Genomic DNA, 14,379 nt, shown 5'->3' with positions numbered 1-14,379 from the left:
AGCCATGCAGACATCGACGCAGGGCGTGCCGCGCATCGGCAATCTGCCGGCGGGACCGCGCGACAGCATCGCCGACGTGCCGGGCGTGACCGTGGGCCACTGCACGCTGGCGCAGGATGCAGTGCAAACGGGCGTCACCGTGATCCGCCCGCATGGCGGCGATGTGTATCGCGACAAGGTGCCCGCTGCGGCTACCGTGCTGAACGGCTTCGGCAAGAGCGTGGGGCTGGTGCAGGTGGAGGAACTGGGCGTGCTGGAGACGCCGGTCGCGTTGACCAACACCTTCTCGGTCGGCGCCGTGGCGCAGGCGCAGATCCGCGCCGCCGTCGCCGCCAACCCGGAGATCGGGCGCGCGTGGCCGACCATCAATCCGCTGGTGTTCGAATGCAATGACGGCTACCTGAACGATATCCAGCGCATGGTGGTGGACGGCAGCCACTATGACGCGGCGCTGGCCGCTGCCGGCCAGGAGGTGGCGCAGGGTGCGATCGGCGCCGGGCGCGGCATGTCGTCGTTCGGCGTCAAGGGCGGCATCGGCACGGCCTCGCGCATGGTGTCGTGCGTCGCGTCGGGCTATTGCGTCGGCGCGCTGGTGCTGGCCAACTTCGGCACGCCGGAATCGCTGACGCTGGCGGGCAAGCTGCTCGGGCCGCAGCTGGTGCAGCGGCTGGCGCAGCCCGACGCTGGGGCACAGCCTGAAAAGGGCTCGATCATCATGGTCGTGGCCACCGACGCGCCGCTGGACGCGCGCCAGCTGCGCCGGCTGTCGCTGCGCGCGGGTGCGGGGCTGGCGCGCACGGGGTCGGTGTTCGGGCATGGCTCGGGTGATATCGCGCTGGCCTTCTCGACCGCCTATACCGTCCCGCACCAGGCGGACCGTGCGATGCCATCGGTCGCCATGCTCCACGAAACGCTGCTCGACCCGCTGTTCCGCGCCGCCGCGGACAGTGTCGAGCAGGCCATCGTCCATGCGCTCTGGCATGCGGCGACGGTGCAGGGCCGCGACGGCCATGCCCGCCGCGCCTTGCTGGAGGCCATGCCAGAACTGCGCCAGTCGGCCTGATGAAGATCCTGATTTCCACCGATATCGAAGGCGTCGCCGGCGTCTTCCACGCCGAGCAGACCCGCCCCGGCAACGGCGAGTACGAACGCGCCCGCGCCTGGATGACCGCCGAGGCCAATGCCGCCGTCGCCGGCGCCTTTGCCGGCGGCGCCACCGAAGTGCTGGTCAACGACTCGCATGGCGGCTTCCGCAACCTGTTGTCAGACCAGCTCGACCCGCGCGCGCGGCTGGTGCTCGGCAAGCCGCGCTACCTCGGCATGATGGCCGGCATCGAGGACGGCGCCGACGGCGTGCTGATGATCGGCTACCACGGCCGCGCGCAGAGCCGCGGCGTGCTGGCGCACACCATCAACAGCAGCGCCTTTGCCCGGGTCTGGCTCAACGGCATGGAACTGGGCGAGGCGGGACTCTACGGCGCGATGGCCGGGGAGCTGGGCGTGCCGGTGCTGATGGCCAGCGGCGACGATGTCTTCGTGCACGAGACCCGGCCGCTGATGCCGTGGGTGCGCTTTGCCGAGACCAAGCGCGCCGGCGGCTTCGGCAGCGGCACCACGCTGTCGCCGGCGGCGGCGCGCGAGGCGATCCAGGCGGCCGCGGCCGACGGCGTGCGCGCCGCGGCACAGGCGCAATGCCTGCGGCTCGACACGCCGGCCGACGCGCGGGTGAGTGCCCGGCTGCAGACCCTGACGCCGGCGCATGCCGACCTGTTTTGCCAGTGGCCGACGCTGGAGCGCCTGGACGGCGTGACCCTGGGCTTCCACGCCGATTCCGTGCAGGCCGCCGTGCGCATGCTCAACTGCCTGTCGGCGATGTCGTTCATGCTGAAGTAGCGCCTGCTCGGCAGCGGATCGTGCGGATCGCGCGGATCGGCGACAATAGCGGGTCCGCAGCCAACCCAGCCAACCGGCGCTACGCATTCGCATGACCCAGGCACACGACGGGGGCTGGATCCCCGTACGCAAGGACTTCGTCGACGTGGACACCCGCTGCCAGGCGCGCGGCAACAGCCGCCGGCACCACGGTTTCCCGCACGGGCAGGCCTATATCCTGCGCGACGCCGCCGGGCACGAGTACCCGTTCGGCGAGGACTGCGCCCGCGCCGCGGTGGCGCATCCCGGGTTGCTGCTGCAGGTGCCGGACTACACCGAGCGCGACGTGGTGCCCCGCACAGCCTTGCCCGATCCTGTCCCCGCCGGCGCCCGGCGCGGAGGGGGCGGACGGCGCAGCGCGGCGGAAACCGCGGCGGCCGAGCGCCTGGCCGCCATCCGCTACCTCGTGCTGCGCATGGAAAAAGTGGCCGCCGTGCCTCGCGTGCAGCCCACCGTGCGCTTTCCCGCGCTGGACCCCGTCTACGAGCAATACCTGCGCACCGGCGACGTGGCCACCGCGCAGGTGCGCCGGATCCTGGCAATCGAGCGTGCGCCCAGCACGCCGCCGCGGCTGCGCGCCACCAACCTGCTCGACGTCTATACCGCCCACGTCAAGCTGGAGCGCCTGATCGCCGCGTCCAACAGCGTCGACAACATCCGCTTCCTGCGCGGCCTGCACGACTGGCTGGCGCGCCACCTGGTGCTGACCGCCGGCCAGCTGGCCGCGGCAGGGATCGAGATGCATCCGCAGGCCTTCACCTCGCCCGGCATCTGGGGCGCGGGGACGGAAGCGGCCGGCCCGGCAGTCCCGGCACACTCGGCGCCGGCCGACCCGAACGGCTCGCTGTTCTAGCCACGGCTGGCAGAACCGGCGGAAAAGGCGTCTAATCTCCAGCATCGCCATCCGCCGGTGACGCCATGAGCCCTTTTTCGCGCAGCTACGCCGAAGCCCGCCAGAAATTCCTCGATGCCGCGCGCGCGGCCGGGGCCGACCTGGCGCAGTTCCCGCATCCGACCCGCCGCGGCAGCGCCGGCGAGGACCTGGCGATCGACGTGGCGCAGGTGGGCGCGCCCGGTGCGCGGCAGTGCCTGATGGTGACGTCCGGCACCCATGGCGCCGAGGGCTTCGCCGGCTCCGGCGCGCAGATTGCGATGCTGAACGACACCGCGCTGCTGGCCGATTGCGCCGCGGCCGGCACCAGCCTGCTGCTGGTCCATGCCATCAATCCCTACGGTTTCTCGCACCTGCGCCGGGTCAACGAAGACAACGTCGACCTGAACCGCAACTTCATGGATTTCTCGCAGCCGCTGCCGCACAACGGGCCCTATGCGGAGATCGCGCCGCTGCTGCTGCCGGCGCAATGGCCGCCGTCGGACGCCGACCAGGCGCAGCTGATGAAGACCGTCGCCGAGCGCGGCATGGCGTGGTACCAGGCCGCGCTGAGCGGCGGCCAGTACCAGGACCCGGACGGCATGTTCTTCGGCGGCAACAAGGCGACCTGGAGCAACTACACGCTGTGCCGCATCCTGGCGCGCTTCGGCGCCGGGCGCGGGGCGCTGCGCTGGATCGACGTGCACACCGGCCTGGGGCCGTGGGGCTACGGCGAGCCGATCCACATGGGCCCGGACACGCCCGAGTCGCTGACGCGCACGCGCGCGATCTGGGGCAGCCGGGTGACGTCGATCTATGATGGCTCGTCGACCTCGGCCAACCTGACCGGGCTGGCCTGGCATGCGGTGCCGCAGACGCTGCCGGGGATCGACTATGCCGGCATCGCGCTGGAGTTCGGCACGCTGCCGGTGGGCGAGGTGCTGGACGCGCTGCGCGGCGACCACTGGCTGCACCAGCACCCCGAGGCGGACGAGAACCAGCGCGCGCTGGTGCGCCGGGCGATGTGGCAGGCCTTCTACGGCGATGCCGACGACTGGCGCGACGGCGTGGTGGCGCAGGTGACCGACGCCGTGCGCAGCACGCTGGCCGCGGCTTGATCGTGGCTAGAGCGCGGCCGGATGGCACTCAGCCTGCGCATTCGAAATCCTTCACTACAGGGCGTAAGCCGCTTCTGGTAATGTCTCGGACTTGGCTGTAGAGTGCCGCCAAAGGCACCGCTGGCGGGTCGCGTCAGCGCGGGCCGGGCAGTCACGACGAAACGCCACAAGAAACGCCACAAGAACAAGACGGAAGGGGTTCCCGGCCTGCCAGCGGCGCCGCTTCCGGCATCAGCTCGGCGGGAGGCCGGCGCGATGACGCTCTACGAACTCAAGCCCAGGTTCCAGGCATGGCTGCGCCCGGTGGTGCAGGACCTGGCCGATCGCGGCGCCACCGCCAACCAGGTCACGGTCGCCGCGGCCGCCGGCTCTCTCGCGGTCGGCGTGCTGGCCGCCATCGGCATGCTGGTGAGCGAGAGCCCGGCGCTGTTCCTGCTGTTTCCCCTCTGGCTGTTCCTGCGCATGGCGCTCAATGCCATCGACGGCATGCTCGCGCGCGAGCACGGCCAGCAGAGCGCGCTCGGTGCCTACCTCAACGAACTCGGTGACATCGTCTCGGACCTGGCGCTGATCCTGCCGCTGGCGGCGCTGCCGGACTTCGGGCTGGCGCAGGTCGGCACCTTTGCGCTGCTGGCGGTGATGGTCGAGGCCGCCGGCCTGGTCGGCCCGCTTGCCGGCGCCAGCCGGCGCTACGACGGCCCGCTCGGCAAGAGCGACCGTGCCTTCGCGGTCGGGGCCATCGCGCTGTGGGCGGGGCTCGGCCTGGGTTTCGGCGGTGCCGCTTCGTGGCTGTGGCTCGCGCTGTCCTTGCTGTCGCTGTACACCATCACCAATCGCGTGCGCCGCGGCGTTGCCGAGGCGCGTGCCCGCACCGCAGGCTGAGCCCATGGACCGAGCCGCTATCCGCCAGCCGCAGGAGCGGCATTTCCAGACCCATGACGGCCAGGCGCTGTTCTACCGCCACTGGCCGGCGGTGGAGGGCCCGGCGCGCGGCGCCGTGGTGCTGTTCCACCGCGGCCACGAGCATTCCGGCCGGGTCGCCCACCTGGCCGACGAGCTGAACCTGCCGGGCTACGACATCTTTGCCTGGGACGCGCGCGGCCACGGCCGCTCGCCAGGCGAGCGTGGCTACAGCCCCAGCCTGGCGGACTCGGTGCGCGACATCCAGACATTTACCCACCATATCGCCGAGGCGCACGGCATCCCGCTGGAGCGCACCGCGGTCATCGCGCAAAGCGTCGGTGCAGTGCTGGCCGCCACCTGGGTGCACGATTACGCGCCGCCGATCCGCGGGCTGGTGCTGGCCTCGCCGGCGTTCAAGGTCAAGCTGTACGTGCCGTTCGCGCGGCCGGGGCTGAAGCTGATGCACCGGCTGCGCGGCAGGTTCTTTGTCAACAGCTACGTCAAGGCGAAGTTCCTGACGCACGATCCCGAACGCATCGCCAGCTACGACACCGACCCGCTGATCACACGGCCGATCGCGGTCAATATCCTGCTCGACCTGTACGAGACCGCCGAGCGCATCGTCGCCGATGCCGCCGCGATCACGGTGCCGACGCAGCTGCTGATCTCCGGCGCGGACTGGGTGGTGCACCGCGGGCCGCAGGACCGCTTCTACGAGCGGCTGGGCGCGCGCACCAAGGAACGCATCGTGCTGGACGGGTTCTTCCACGACACGCTGGGCGAGCGCGACCGCAAGCTGGCGGTGGACGCGGCGCGGCGATTTATCGTGCGCGAGTTCGACACGCCGTCGGCGCCGCGCTCGCTGCTCGATGCCGACCAGATCGGCCCGTTCCGGGAGGAGTCGGACCGGCTGGCGTCGGCGCCGGGCGGGCTGGCGGCGTGGTACTGGCGCGCGGCGCGCGCCAGCCTGAAGCTCGGCGGGATGCTGTCGGACGGCGTGCGGCTTGGGCACGAGACCGGTTTCGACTCGGGCTCGACGCTCGACTACGTTTACCGCAATACGCCGTCGGGACGCGGCCCACTGGGCCGGCTGGCCGACGAGCAATACCTCGGCGCCATCGGCTGGCGCGGGATCCGCCAGCGCAAGGTCCACGCCGAAGCGCTGATCGCCCAGGCTGTGCGGCGGCTGCATGCGGCCGGCATGCCGGTGCGCATGGTCGACATCGCCGCCGGGCACGGTCGCTATGTGCTGGAGGCGCTGGACGCGCTGGACGGCGGTGCGGCCGCGGTGGAATCGATCCTGCTGCGCGACTACAGCCAGCTCAACGTCGACCAGGGCAGGGCGCTGATCGCGGCCAAGGGACTGCAGGGAGTTGCCCGCTTCGAACAGGGCGATGCCTTCGACGGCGACGGCCTGGCCGCGCTGACGCCGGCACCGACGCTGGCCGTGGTATCGGGCCTGTACGAGCTGTTCCCGGAAAACGCGATGGTGCGCCGCTCGCTGGAAGGCCTGGCGCGCGCATTGCCGCCGGGCGGCTATCTGGTCTACACCGGCCAGCCCTGGCATCCGCAGCTTGAATTCATCGCCCGCGCGCTGACCAGCCACCGCGGCGGCGCAGCGTGGGTGATGCGGCGCCGCTCGCAGGCCGAGATGGACGAACTGGTGCGCGCCGCCGGCTTCGACAAGGTGACCCAGCGTATCGACCCGTGGGGCATCTTCACCGTCAGCCTGGCGCGCAGGCGCGCAGCATGAGCACGCTGCCCGCTGGCGCGGCTGAGGCGGCTGCCGCGGCATCCCGCGGCGAACGTCCGTGGCGGCTGGCCTGCCTGCTGCTGGCGCTGGCCGGCGCGTTTTTCTTTTCCAGCTACGGCTTTGCCAACTGGCTTGCGAGCCAGCGCGCGCAGGTGCCGTCAGTCTATTTCGGCTGGGAGCGCGGCATCCCGTTCCTGCCGTGGACCATCATCCCGTATTGGTCGATCGATCTGCTGTACGGCATCTCCTTTTTCCTGTGGCGCACGCGCGCTGCGCTGGTCGTGCACGTCAGGCGGCTGGTGCTGGCGCAGCTGGTCTCGGTGGCGTGCTTTATCGCGTTCCCGCTGCGCTTCAGCTTCGAGCGGCCGCAGGCGGAGGGGCTGCCGGGGCAGCTGTTCGCGCTGCTGGGCGGCTTCGACCTGCCGTTCAACCAGGCGCCGTCGCTGCATATCAGCCTGCTGGTGATCCTGTGGGTCGCGTACGCGGCGCACCTGCGCGGCGGCTGGCGCTGGCTGCTCCATGGCTGGTTCGCGCTGATCGGCGTGTCGGTGCTGACCACGTGGCAGCACCACGTGATCGACGTGCCGACCGGGGCGCTGGCCGGCTGGCTGTGCGTTTACCTGTTCCCGATGCGGCTGCCGGGCGTTGCGATGGGAGTGCCCGATGCGCGCACGCGCCAGCTTTCGCGGCGCTATGGGATTGGCGCAGTCATGGCACTGCTGTGCGCGGTGCTGGCGGTGGGAGCCTCCGTGACGCTGGCGTTCCTGCTGCTGTGGGCGGCGCTGGCGCTGGCCTGCGTTGCCCGCATCTACGCGCTGGCCGCGCCGGCCTGGTTCCAGAAGCATGCCGACGGCACGATGGCGCAGGCGGCATGCTGGGTGCTGGCGCCATACCTGCTCGGCGCGTTCCTGAATTCGCGCTGGTGGACGCGGCGCGCGCCGCAGGCCAGCCGCATCGCAGACGGCGTCTGGGTCGGCCGCTTCCCGACCGATGCCGAACTGCGCGCACTGGGCGCTGACGCCGTGCTGGACCTGAGCGCCGAATTGCCGCGCGCCGCAACCGAGCCGGGGCTGGCCTATCGCTGCGTGCCGGTGCTGGACCTGACCGTGCCGACCGCGCAGCAACTGGAGCAGGCCGTGGCGCAACTCGACGCGTGGCACGCGCAAGCGCGCCGGATACTGGTGAGCTGTGCGCTGGGCTATTCGCGCAGCGCGCTGGTGGCGGCTGCATGGATGGCGCGCCGGCAGGGGCTGCGCGCTGCCCCGGCGGCGCTGGCCGCTTTGCGCGCGTACCGGCCCGCGGTGGTGCTGGGGCGCGAGCACGCCGAGGCGCTGCAGGCGTGGCTGGACCAGTATCCGACACTGGAGGCTGCCGATGGCCGATAACCCCGGCCGCCGCGGAACCACGGACGCCTGGATCGCGCACGCCGTCACCGGCGCGCTGTCCGGTGCGCTCTGCATCGGCGTGGCCGGACTGGCCTTCGCGCTGGCTTCTGCCTGGCTGTCTGCCGGCCCCGCACTGTCTGCACTGCCGTTGCTGGTGGCACCGGCCCAACTCTGGCTGCTGCTGCGCGTGGCGATCGACCGGCGCCTGTTCGATGCGCTGGCCGCTTCGGCCGACCGCGAGGGCCAGGCGGACCTGGCCGGACTCGACGGCGCGCTGACCGGACTGGGCTGGATCACACCCGGCCGCACTGGCCGTTCGCTGCCCGAACGCGCGCGCGGCGCGATGCGGCTGGTGCGCGCCAGCGTGGCACTGGCCGCAGTCCAGCTGTGCCTGTCCCTGCTGATCTTGCTGCTGAGGTAAACAACACCATGTGGATCGCCCGCGCCACCGCGCGCGCCATCATCGCTTTCGCCCGCCTGCTGACCGGCATGCGCGCCAACTGGCAGGGCTGCTTTCCCGCCGCGGTGCAACGCGTGTACTTTGCCAACCACAGCAGCCATGGCGACTTCGTGCTGATCTGGGGCTGCCTGCCGCCCGACCTGCGCGCCGGCACGCGGCCCGTGGCCGGCGCCGACTATTGGGACTGTTCGCCGCTGCGGCGCTTTATCGGCCGCGACGTATTCCGCGCGCTGCTGATCGACCGCACGCACAGTGATCCCGGCAGCGATCCGGTGGCACTGATGCGCGGCGCACTGGAAGGCGGCGATTCGCTGATCCTGTTCCCCGAGGGCACGCGCAATACCACCGATGCACGGCTGCTGCCGTTCAAGAGCGGCATCTACCACCTGGCGCGCGCGTGCCCGGCGGTGGAGTTCGTGCCGGTCTGGATCGACAACCTCAACCGCGTGATGCCCAAGGGCGAAGTGGTGCCGGTGCCGCTGCTGTGCACCGTGACTTTCGGCCAGCCGCTGCTGGTGGCCGACGGCGAGGACAAGGAGAGCTTCCTGTCCCGCTGCCGCGACGGCCTGCTCGCGCTAGCCCCCGAACTGGACTGATGACCATGCCGACCACGCCAACGTTGCATTGGAGCCATGAAACCTGGCTGCTGTTCGGCGGCCTGTTTGCGGTGCTGCTGCTCGCCTCCACCGTGACCGCGCTGCTGCGCTGGCGCGTGGCCGGCGGCGGGCAGCACGCGGTGATCGACAACCTCGCGCAGCGCGTCAATGCCTGGTGGTGGATGATCGGCGTCATGGGGGCGGCCTTCGCGCTGGGCCGCACCGCGGTGATCGTGCTGTTCTTCCTGCTGTCGTTCTTCGCGCTGCGCGAGTTCGTCACCATCACCACCACGCGCCGCGGCGACCATCGCGCCATCGCCGCCGCCTTCTTCGTGTTCCTGCCGCTGCAGTACGTGCTGGTCTACACCGGCTGGTATGGCATGTTCTCGATCCTGATCCCGGTCTATGCCTTCCTGTTCCTGCCGATCCTGGCGGCGCTGTCGTCCGAGACCACGCGCTTCCTGGAGCGCTGCGCCGGGGTGCAGTGGGCGGTGATGATCTGCGTGTTCTGCATCTCGCACGTGCCGGCGCTGCTGACGCTGCCGATCCCGGGCTTCGAGGGCCGCAACCTGCTGCTGATCGCCTTCCTGGTGATCGTGGTGCAGGGCAGCGACGTGCTGCAGTACGTGTGGGGCAAGCTGTGCGGCAAGCGCAAGATCGCGCCGCTGCTGTCGCCGTCAAAGACGGTGGAAGGGTTTGTCGGCGGCGTGGCCAGCGCCACCGCACTGGGCGCGGCGCTGTGGTGGATCACGCCGTTCACGCCGTGGCAGGCCGGGCTGATCGCGCTGGCGATCGCGCTGATGGGGTTCCTGGGCGGGCTGGTGATGTCGGCGATCAAGCGCGACCGCGGCATCAAGGACTGGGGCCACATGATCCAGGGCCACGGCGGCATGCTCGACCGGCTCGACTCGGTGGTGTTCGCCGCGCCGGTGTTCTTCCATATCACCCGCTACTGGTGGGTGCCCTGAGCCGCGCCTTCAGATCTCCATTTCCTCGCACCACTTGACCACCGCGTCGCGGAAGTCCTGGCAGATCGGCGACAGGTAGCCGCCGGCGCGCCACAGCACCGCCAGTTCATGCTGCCACGACATGCCCGGCCCGGCGATCGCCTGCAATCCCTGTCCCTCGGCCTGCTTCAGGATGCGCGGCGGCATGATGCCGAGCAGGTCCGAGTGCCGCAGCAACTCGCCGAACGCGACCGGCGAGGCCGTGCTTTCCACCGCGACGCGCGGCGGCGGCAGGCCCACCGAGGTGAATCGTTCTTCCAGCCACTGGCGCAGGTACAGCGAACTGGCCGGCACGGCCCAGCGCTCTTCGGTCAGGTCGGCCAGCGTACGGAAGCTGTCGCGGCGCGGATGCGCCGCGCGGCAGACGATCTGCATGGTCAGCGGCCCCAGTGGCAGCCAGTCGATGTCCTCAGGCACGCTGGCCGGGCGCGCGGCCAGGATCAGGTCCGCGTCACCGTTCTGCAGCACCGCCATCAGGCGCGCGCTCAGGTGTGTCTCGATCGAGAACACCGCCAGCGGGCGGCTGACGAAGAACTGCGCCAGCAGCGGCGACAGCAGCGACGGCACCAGGTACGGGATGGCGCCGAGCCGCACGGTGCCGGCGCGCGCCAGGCGTTGCTCGGCCAGTTCGTTGCGCAGGTCGGTCGCCGCCAGCGAAATCTTGCGCGCATGGGCCAGCAGCGTCTTGCCGACGCTGGTCGGCACCAGCCCGCGCGGAGTGCGCTCGAACAGCGGCATGCCGGCCTCGGCCTCCAGCCGCGCCAGCGTCTTGGACAGGCCGGACTGGGTCATGCCGAGCGTGTCGGCCGCGCGATGCAGGTTGCCGTGTTCGCTGACTACCAGGAAGGCTTCTAGATCCTCGAATCGCATGGGATAGGTGCCGGCCTGGCAGCGTGCGGAGAGTGCCGGCCATTGTAGCGCGGCGAGGGGGCCGCGCCGCGGCATTGACGCACTGGGCCATGCCTGGCAGGACTCGAACTGTGCCGCGCAGGAATCGATCGTGCCGCGCTGGTGCCCTAGACTGCGCTGGCATCCCTCGCATCGCCAGCGGCTGGCGGGCATCAGAGAAGGGAGCCACGACAGGAGACACCGACCATGCCGACTCTTCGCTCGCGGCTGCGCGCCGCCATGCCCGCCATCGTGCTGGCCACGTTCGCAGTCTCTGTGCACGCGGCCGATGCACCCGATGCCGATCCCTATCCGTCGCGGCCGCTGACCATCGTCGTGCCGTCCGTGGCCGGCAATGTGAACGATGCCGTGGCGCGGCTGATTGGCCGGGAGCTGACCAGGACCTGGGGCCAGCCGGTCATCGTCGACAACAAGCCGGGCGCGGGCACCACCACCGGCACCAAGCACGTCGCGCGCGCCGCGAAGGACGGCTATACCGCGCTGCTGACCTTCACCGCGCACGTGCAGAACCCGTCGCTGTACCCGCGCATCGGCTATGACCCGATCACCGATTTCACGCCGGTCAGCGAGGTCGCGATCTCGTCGACCATCCTCGCCGTGTCGCCGGATTTCCCGGCGCGCACGCTGCCGGAGCTGGTGGCGCTGGTCAAGGCCAATCCCAACAAGTACCCGTACGGCTCGTACGGTGCCGGCACCACTGGCCATATCCTGGGCGAACTGTTCAAGCGCGAGGCCGGGCTGCAGATGGATCACGTGGCCTACAAGGGCGGTGTGCCGCTGGTCACGGACCTGGCCGCCGGGCATGTGAAGATCGGCTTTGTGCCGGTGGGCACGGCGATGGCGCTGCTGCAGGGCGGCAAGCTGATCCCGGTGGCCATGGCCGGGGCTGAACGTTCGGCGCTGCTGTCCGGGGTGCCGACCTTCCGCGAGGCGGGCTACAAGGGCTTCGAGCCGGATGCGTGGATGGGCCTGCTGTTCCCGGCGGGCGTGCCGAAGGCGCGGGTCGAGGCGCTGTCGCGCGAAGTGGCGCGCATCGTGCGCATGCCGGAGATCGCAAAGAAAATGCAGGACCTGAACCTGGTGCCGGTCGGCGGCACGCCGGAAGCCTTTGCCACGGTGCTGAAGAGCGACCGCGACAAATGGAGCCGCATCATCCGCGATGTCGGCATTACGCTGGAATGACAGGACTGACGATGCAAGAGGACGATTACCTGGGGCTGGTCTGCTCGCGCTGGTGCCACTGGAGCGAACTCGAACTGCAGCGCATCCCGCGCCGGCCGCTCGGGCGGGGGCAGGTGCGCATCCGCGTGCGGCATGCGGGCGTCGGGTTTGCGCTGAGCCTGTTCGTGTCGGGCAAGTACCAGCGCAAGCCGCCGCTGCCGTTCACGCCGGGCACCGAGGCGGCGGGCGAGATCCTGGAGGTGGCGCCGGACGTGACGCGGCTGCGCGTGGGCCAGCGCGTGGCGGCGGCGCTGGACTGGGGCGGCTTTGCCGAAGAAGTGGTGACGACTGCCGACACGGTCTATCCGGTGCCGGACGGGCTTGAACTGGCGCACGCCGCGGCGTTGCCGGTCACCTACGGCACAGTGTGGGCCGCGCTGGCGTGGCGCGCCGCGTTGCACCCCGGCGAGACCATGCTGGTGCACGGCGCCAGCGGCGCGCTCGGCACGGCTGCCGTGCAGGTGGGCAAGCTGATGGGCGCGCGCGTGATTGCCACCGCCAGCACCGATGCCAAGCGCGAGGCGGCACTGGCCAACGGCGCGGCGCACGCGCTGCCTGCCGATGCGGCCACGCTGGCGGCCTCGGTCAAGGCGCTGTGCCCGGCGGGCGGGGCCGACGTGGTGTTCGATCCGGTCGGCGGCGACCTGTTCGATGCCTCGCTGCGCTGCGCGGCACCGGGCGCGCGGCTGCTGTCGATCGGCTATGCCAGCGGCCGCATCCCGGAAGTGCCTGCGAACCTGCTGCTGGTCAAGAACCTGTCGATGATCGGCTTCAACTACGGCTACTACATCGGCTGGGGACTGACCGACGAGCGCCAGCGCTTCGCGCCGCGCGTGCAGCAGGTGGTCGAACAGATCATGCAGGCGGTGGCGAGCGGCAAGCTGGCGCCGCCGGTGCTGCAGCACTTCCCGCTGCGCGACTGGCTGGCGGCGGTCGACACCACGATGTCGCGCCGCGCCATCGGCAAGGTCATGCTGGATATCTGAAACGCGGAGGAAGGACCAGATGCAATCCGAACAAGACGCCGCGCTGCTCGACGGCCTGACGGTGCTCGACCTGAGCCAGGGGATCGCCGGGCCGTATTGCGGGCTGGTGCTGCGCCAGCAGGGCGCGCGCGTGATCAAGGTGGAACCGCCGGGCGGCGACTGGTCGCGCAATATGGGCCGCATCCGCGCCGGCCAGACCGCGATCGCGGTCGCGTGCAATGCCGGCAAGCAAAGCGTGCTGCTGGATGCGCGCACCGACAGCGGCCGCGCCGCCATCGCACGGCTGGCCGCACGTGCCGACGTGGTGATCCAGAACTTCCGCCCCGGCGTGGCCGAGCGCATGGGCGTGGGCTACGAGGCGCTGGCGGCGCGCAACCCGGCGCTGGTCTATGTGTCGATCACCGGCTACGGCCATGCCGGCCCGATGGCGGCGCTGCCCGCGGTCGATACCACCGTGCAGGCGGTCAGCGGACTGATGCACCTGAACCGCGACGGCGCGGGCCAGCCGCGCCGTATCCCGTTCTTCCTGATCGATCTCAGCACCGGGCTCTATGCCGCCCAGCATGCCTGCGCGGCATTGTTCAGGGCCGCGCGCCATGGCAAGGGGCGCCATGTGAAGCTGTCGCTGCTGGAGACCAGCGCTGCGCTTCAGTCGTACCTGCTGGTGGACGATGCCATGTTTCCCGACGCGGAAATGGCCGCGGCCAATGCGCCGACGGGATTGTTCGCCGCAACGGACGGCATGCTCTATATCAGCATGCTCAACGACGCGATGTTCGTGCGGCTGGCACGCCTGCTGGGCTTTGACGACTGGCTCGGCGATGCCGCGCTGCGCACCAGTGCCGGCCGGTTGCCGCGCGCGGCGGAACTGAACCGGCGCGTGGCGCAGGCGGTGGCCGCGCAGCCGCTCGCGCACTGGGAAGCGCAGTTGACCGAGCATGACGTGCTGTTCGGCCGCGTCAGCCACGCCAGCGATTTCCTGGGGAGCGAGCAATGCCGGCAGGCAGGGGTCTTCGGCCGCCTGGCGCTAGAGGGGATTGGCGAGGTGCCCTGGGCCAACCTGCCGGGGATGGCAGGCATGGTGCGGCCCGAGGGCAATGCGCCCACGCTGGGGCAGCACACCGAAGCGGTGCTGGCGGAGTTCGGCATCAGCGCCTGACCCTCAGCGACTGACATTGCCGCGCGGAAAAAGAAAAACGGACGGTGCGCGATTGCGTACCGTCCGTTTCCTTTGTGCG

Annotated in this window: 14 protein-coding genes; 13 read left to right on the top strand and 1 reads right to left on the bottom strand. The window is 70.6% G+C overall.

The window, feature by feature from the left end; all coding sequences use genetic code 11:
* Window positions 1-4 precede the first annotated feature (4 nt).
* The 10 genes from AC5WJ1_RS09270 to AC5WJ1_RS09225 all read left to right on the top strand — a co-directional run bounded on the left by AC5WJ1_RS09270 (window position 5) and on the right by AC5WJ1_RS09225 (window position 9,986).
* Window positions 5-1,063: a DmpA family aminopeptidase gene (locus AC5WJ1_RS09270; RefSeq protein ID WP_135705398.1), complete on the top strand. Its 1,059-nt coding sequence runs from the start codon at window positions 5-7 to the stop codon at window positions 1,061-1,063.
* Window positions 1,063-1,893 carry a M55 family metallopeptidase gene (locus AC5WJ1_RS09265; protein WP_494476040.1) on the top strand — a complete coding sequence of 277 codons (831 nt, stop codon included), beginning with the start codon at window positions 1,063-1,065 and terminating at the stop codon, window positions 1,891-1,893. Before AC5WJ1_RS09270 ends, AC5WJ1_RS09265 begins: the two co-directional genes overlap by 1 nt.
* Window positions 1,894-1,984: 91 nt before the next feature.
* On the top strand, window positions 1,985-2,785 hold the full coding sequence (locus AC5WJ1_RS09260) for a hypothetical protein (RefSeq protein ID WP_135705396.1): 801 nt from the start codon (window positions 1,985-1,987) through the stop codon (window positions 2,783-2,785).
* A gap of 65 nt (window positions 2,786-2,850) precedes the next feature.
* Window positions 2,851-3,921, top strand: coding sequence for a M14 family metallopeptidase (locus AC5WJ1_RS09255; RefSeq protein WP_135705395.1), 1,071 nt, complete (start codon window positions 2,851-2,853; stop codon window positions 3,919-3,921).
* A gap of 255 nt (window positions 3,922-4,176) precedes the next feature.
* Entirely contained in the window at window positions 4,177-4,803 is a 627-nt protein-coding gene (locus AC5WJ1_RS09250) for a CDP-alcohol phosphatidyltransferase family protein (protein ID WP_133096343.1), read from the top strand.
* 4 nt (window positions 4,804-4,807) lie between these two features.
* Window positions 4,808-6,577 carry a bifunctional alpha/beta hydrolase/class I SAM-dependent methyltransferase gene (locus tag AC5WJ1_RS09245; protein WP_494476039.1) on the top strand — a complete coding sequence of 590 codons (1,770 nt, stop codon included), beginning with the start codon at window positions 4,808-4,810 and terminating at the stop codon, window positions 6,575-6,577.
* Window positions 6,574-7,962 carry a phosphatase PAP2/dual specificity phosphatase family protein gene (locus AC5WJ1_RS09240; RefSeq protein ID WP_434033931.1) on the top strand — a complete coding sequence of 463 codons (1,389 nt, stop codon included), beginning with the start codon at window positions 6,574-6,576 and terminating at the stop codon, window positions 7,960-7,962. Before AC5WJ1_RS09245 ends, AC5WJ1_RS09240 begins: the two co-directional genes overlap by 4 nt.
* Window positions 7,952-8,383 carry a hypothetical protein gene (locus AC5WJ1_RS09235; protein WP_434033932.1) on the top strand — a complete coding sequence of 144 codons (432 nt, stop codon included), beginning with the start codon at window positions 7,952-7,954 and terminating at the stop codon, window positions 8,381-8,383. Before AC5WJ1_RS09240 ends, AC5WJ1_RS09235 begins: the two co-directional genes overlap by 11 nt.
* Before the next feature lie 8 nt (window positions 8,384-8,391).
* Window positions 8,392-9,018 carry a lysophospholipid acyltransferase family protein gene (locus AC5WJ1_RS09230; RefSeq protein WP_133096339.1) on the top strand — a complete coding sequence of 209 codons (627 nt, stop codon included), beginning with the start codon at window positions 8,392-8,394 and terminating at the stop codon, window positions 9,016-9,018.
* Window positions 9,019-9,023: 5 nt separating this feature from the next.
* A complete protein-coding gene (locus AC5WJ1_RS09225; RefSeq protein WP_135705391.1) occupies window positions 9,024-9,986 on the top strand; it encodes a phosphatidate cytidylyltransferase in 963 nt (320 codons plus the stop codon).
* A gap of 9 nt (window positions 9,987-9,995) precedes the next feature.
* Here the strand turns inward: AC5WJ1_RS09225 and AC5WJ1_RS09220 are convergent, their stop codons facing one another.
* Entirely contained in the window at window positions 9,996-10,895 is a 900-nt protein-coding gene (locus tag AC5WJ1_RS09220; protein WP_133096337.1) for a LysR family transcriptional regulator, read from the bottom strand.
* Window positions 10,896-11,120: 225 nt separating this feature from the next.
* Between AC5WJ1_RS09220 and AC5WJ1_RS09215 the strand changes: the two genes are divergently transcribed.
* From AC5WJ1_RS09215 to AC5WJ1_RS09205, 3 genes are read left to right on the top strand one after another with little or no spacing between them, the layout of a single operon-like run.
* Window positions 11,121-12,116 (top strand): Bug family tripartite tricarboxylate transporter substrate binding protein, encoded by a 996-nt coding sequence (locus tag AC5WJ1_RS09215; RefSeq protein WP_494476038.1) that lies wholly within the window; start codon window positions 11,121-11,123, stop codon window positions 12,114-12,116.
* A gap of 11 nt (window positions 12,117-12,127) precedes the next feature.
* Window positions 12,128-13,141 carry an NADPH:quinone oxidoreductase family protein gene (locus AC5WJ1_RS09210; protein ID WP_133096335.1) on the top strand — a complete coding sequence of 338 codons (1,014 nt, stop codon included), beginning with the start codon at window positions 12,128-12,130 and terminating at the stop codon, window positions 13,139-13,141.
* A gap of 19 nt (window positions 13,142-13,160) precedes the next feature.
* Window positions 13,161-14,300: a CaiB/BaiF CoA transferase family protein gene (locus tag AC5WJ1_RS09205; protein WP_434033934.1), complete on the top strand. Its 1,140-nt coding sequence runs from the start codon at window positions 13,161-13,163 to the stop codon at window positions 14,298-14,300.
* The last annotated feature ends 79 nt before the right edge of the window (window positions 14,301-14,379 follow it).

The sequence above is a fragment of the Cupriavidus sp. MEYA8 genome (genome assembly GCF_059278825.1).
The sequence above is the reverse complement of the archived record's forward strand: the minus strand, read 5'-3'. Positions and strand labels throughout refer to the sequence as shown.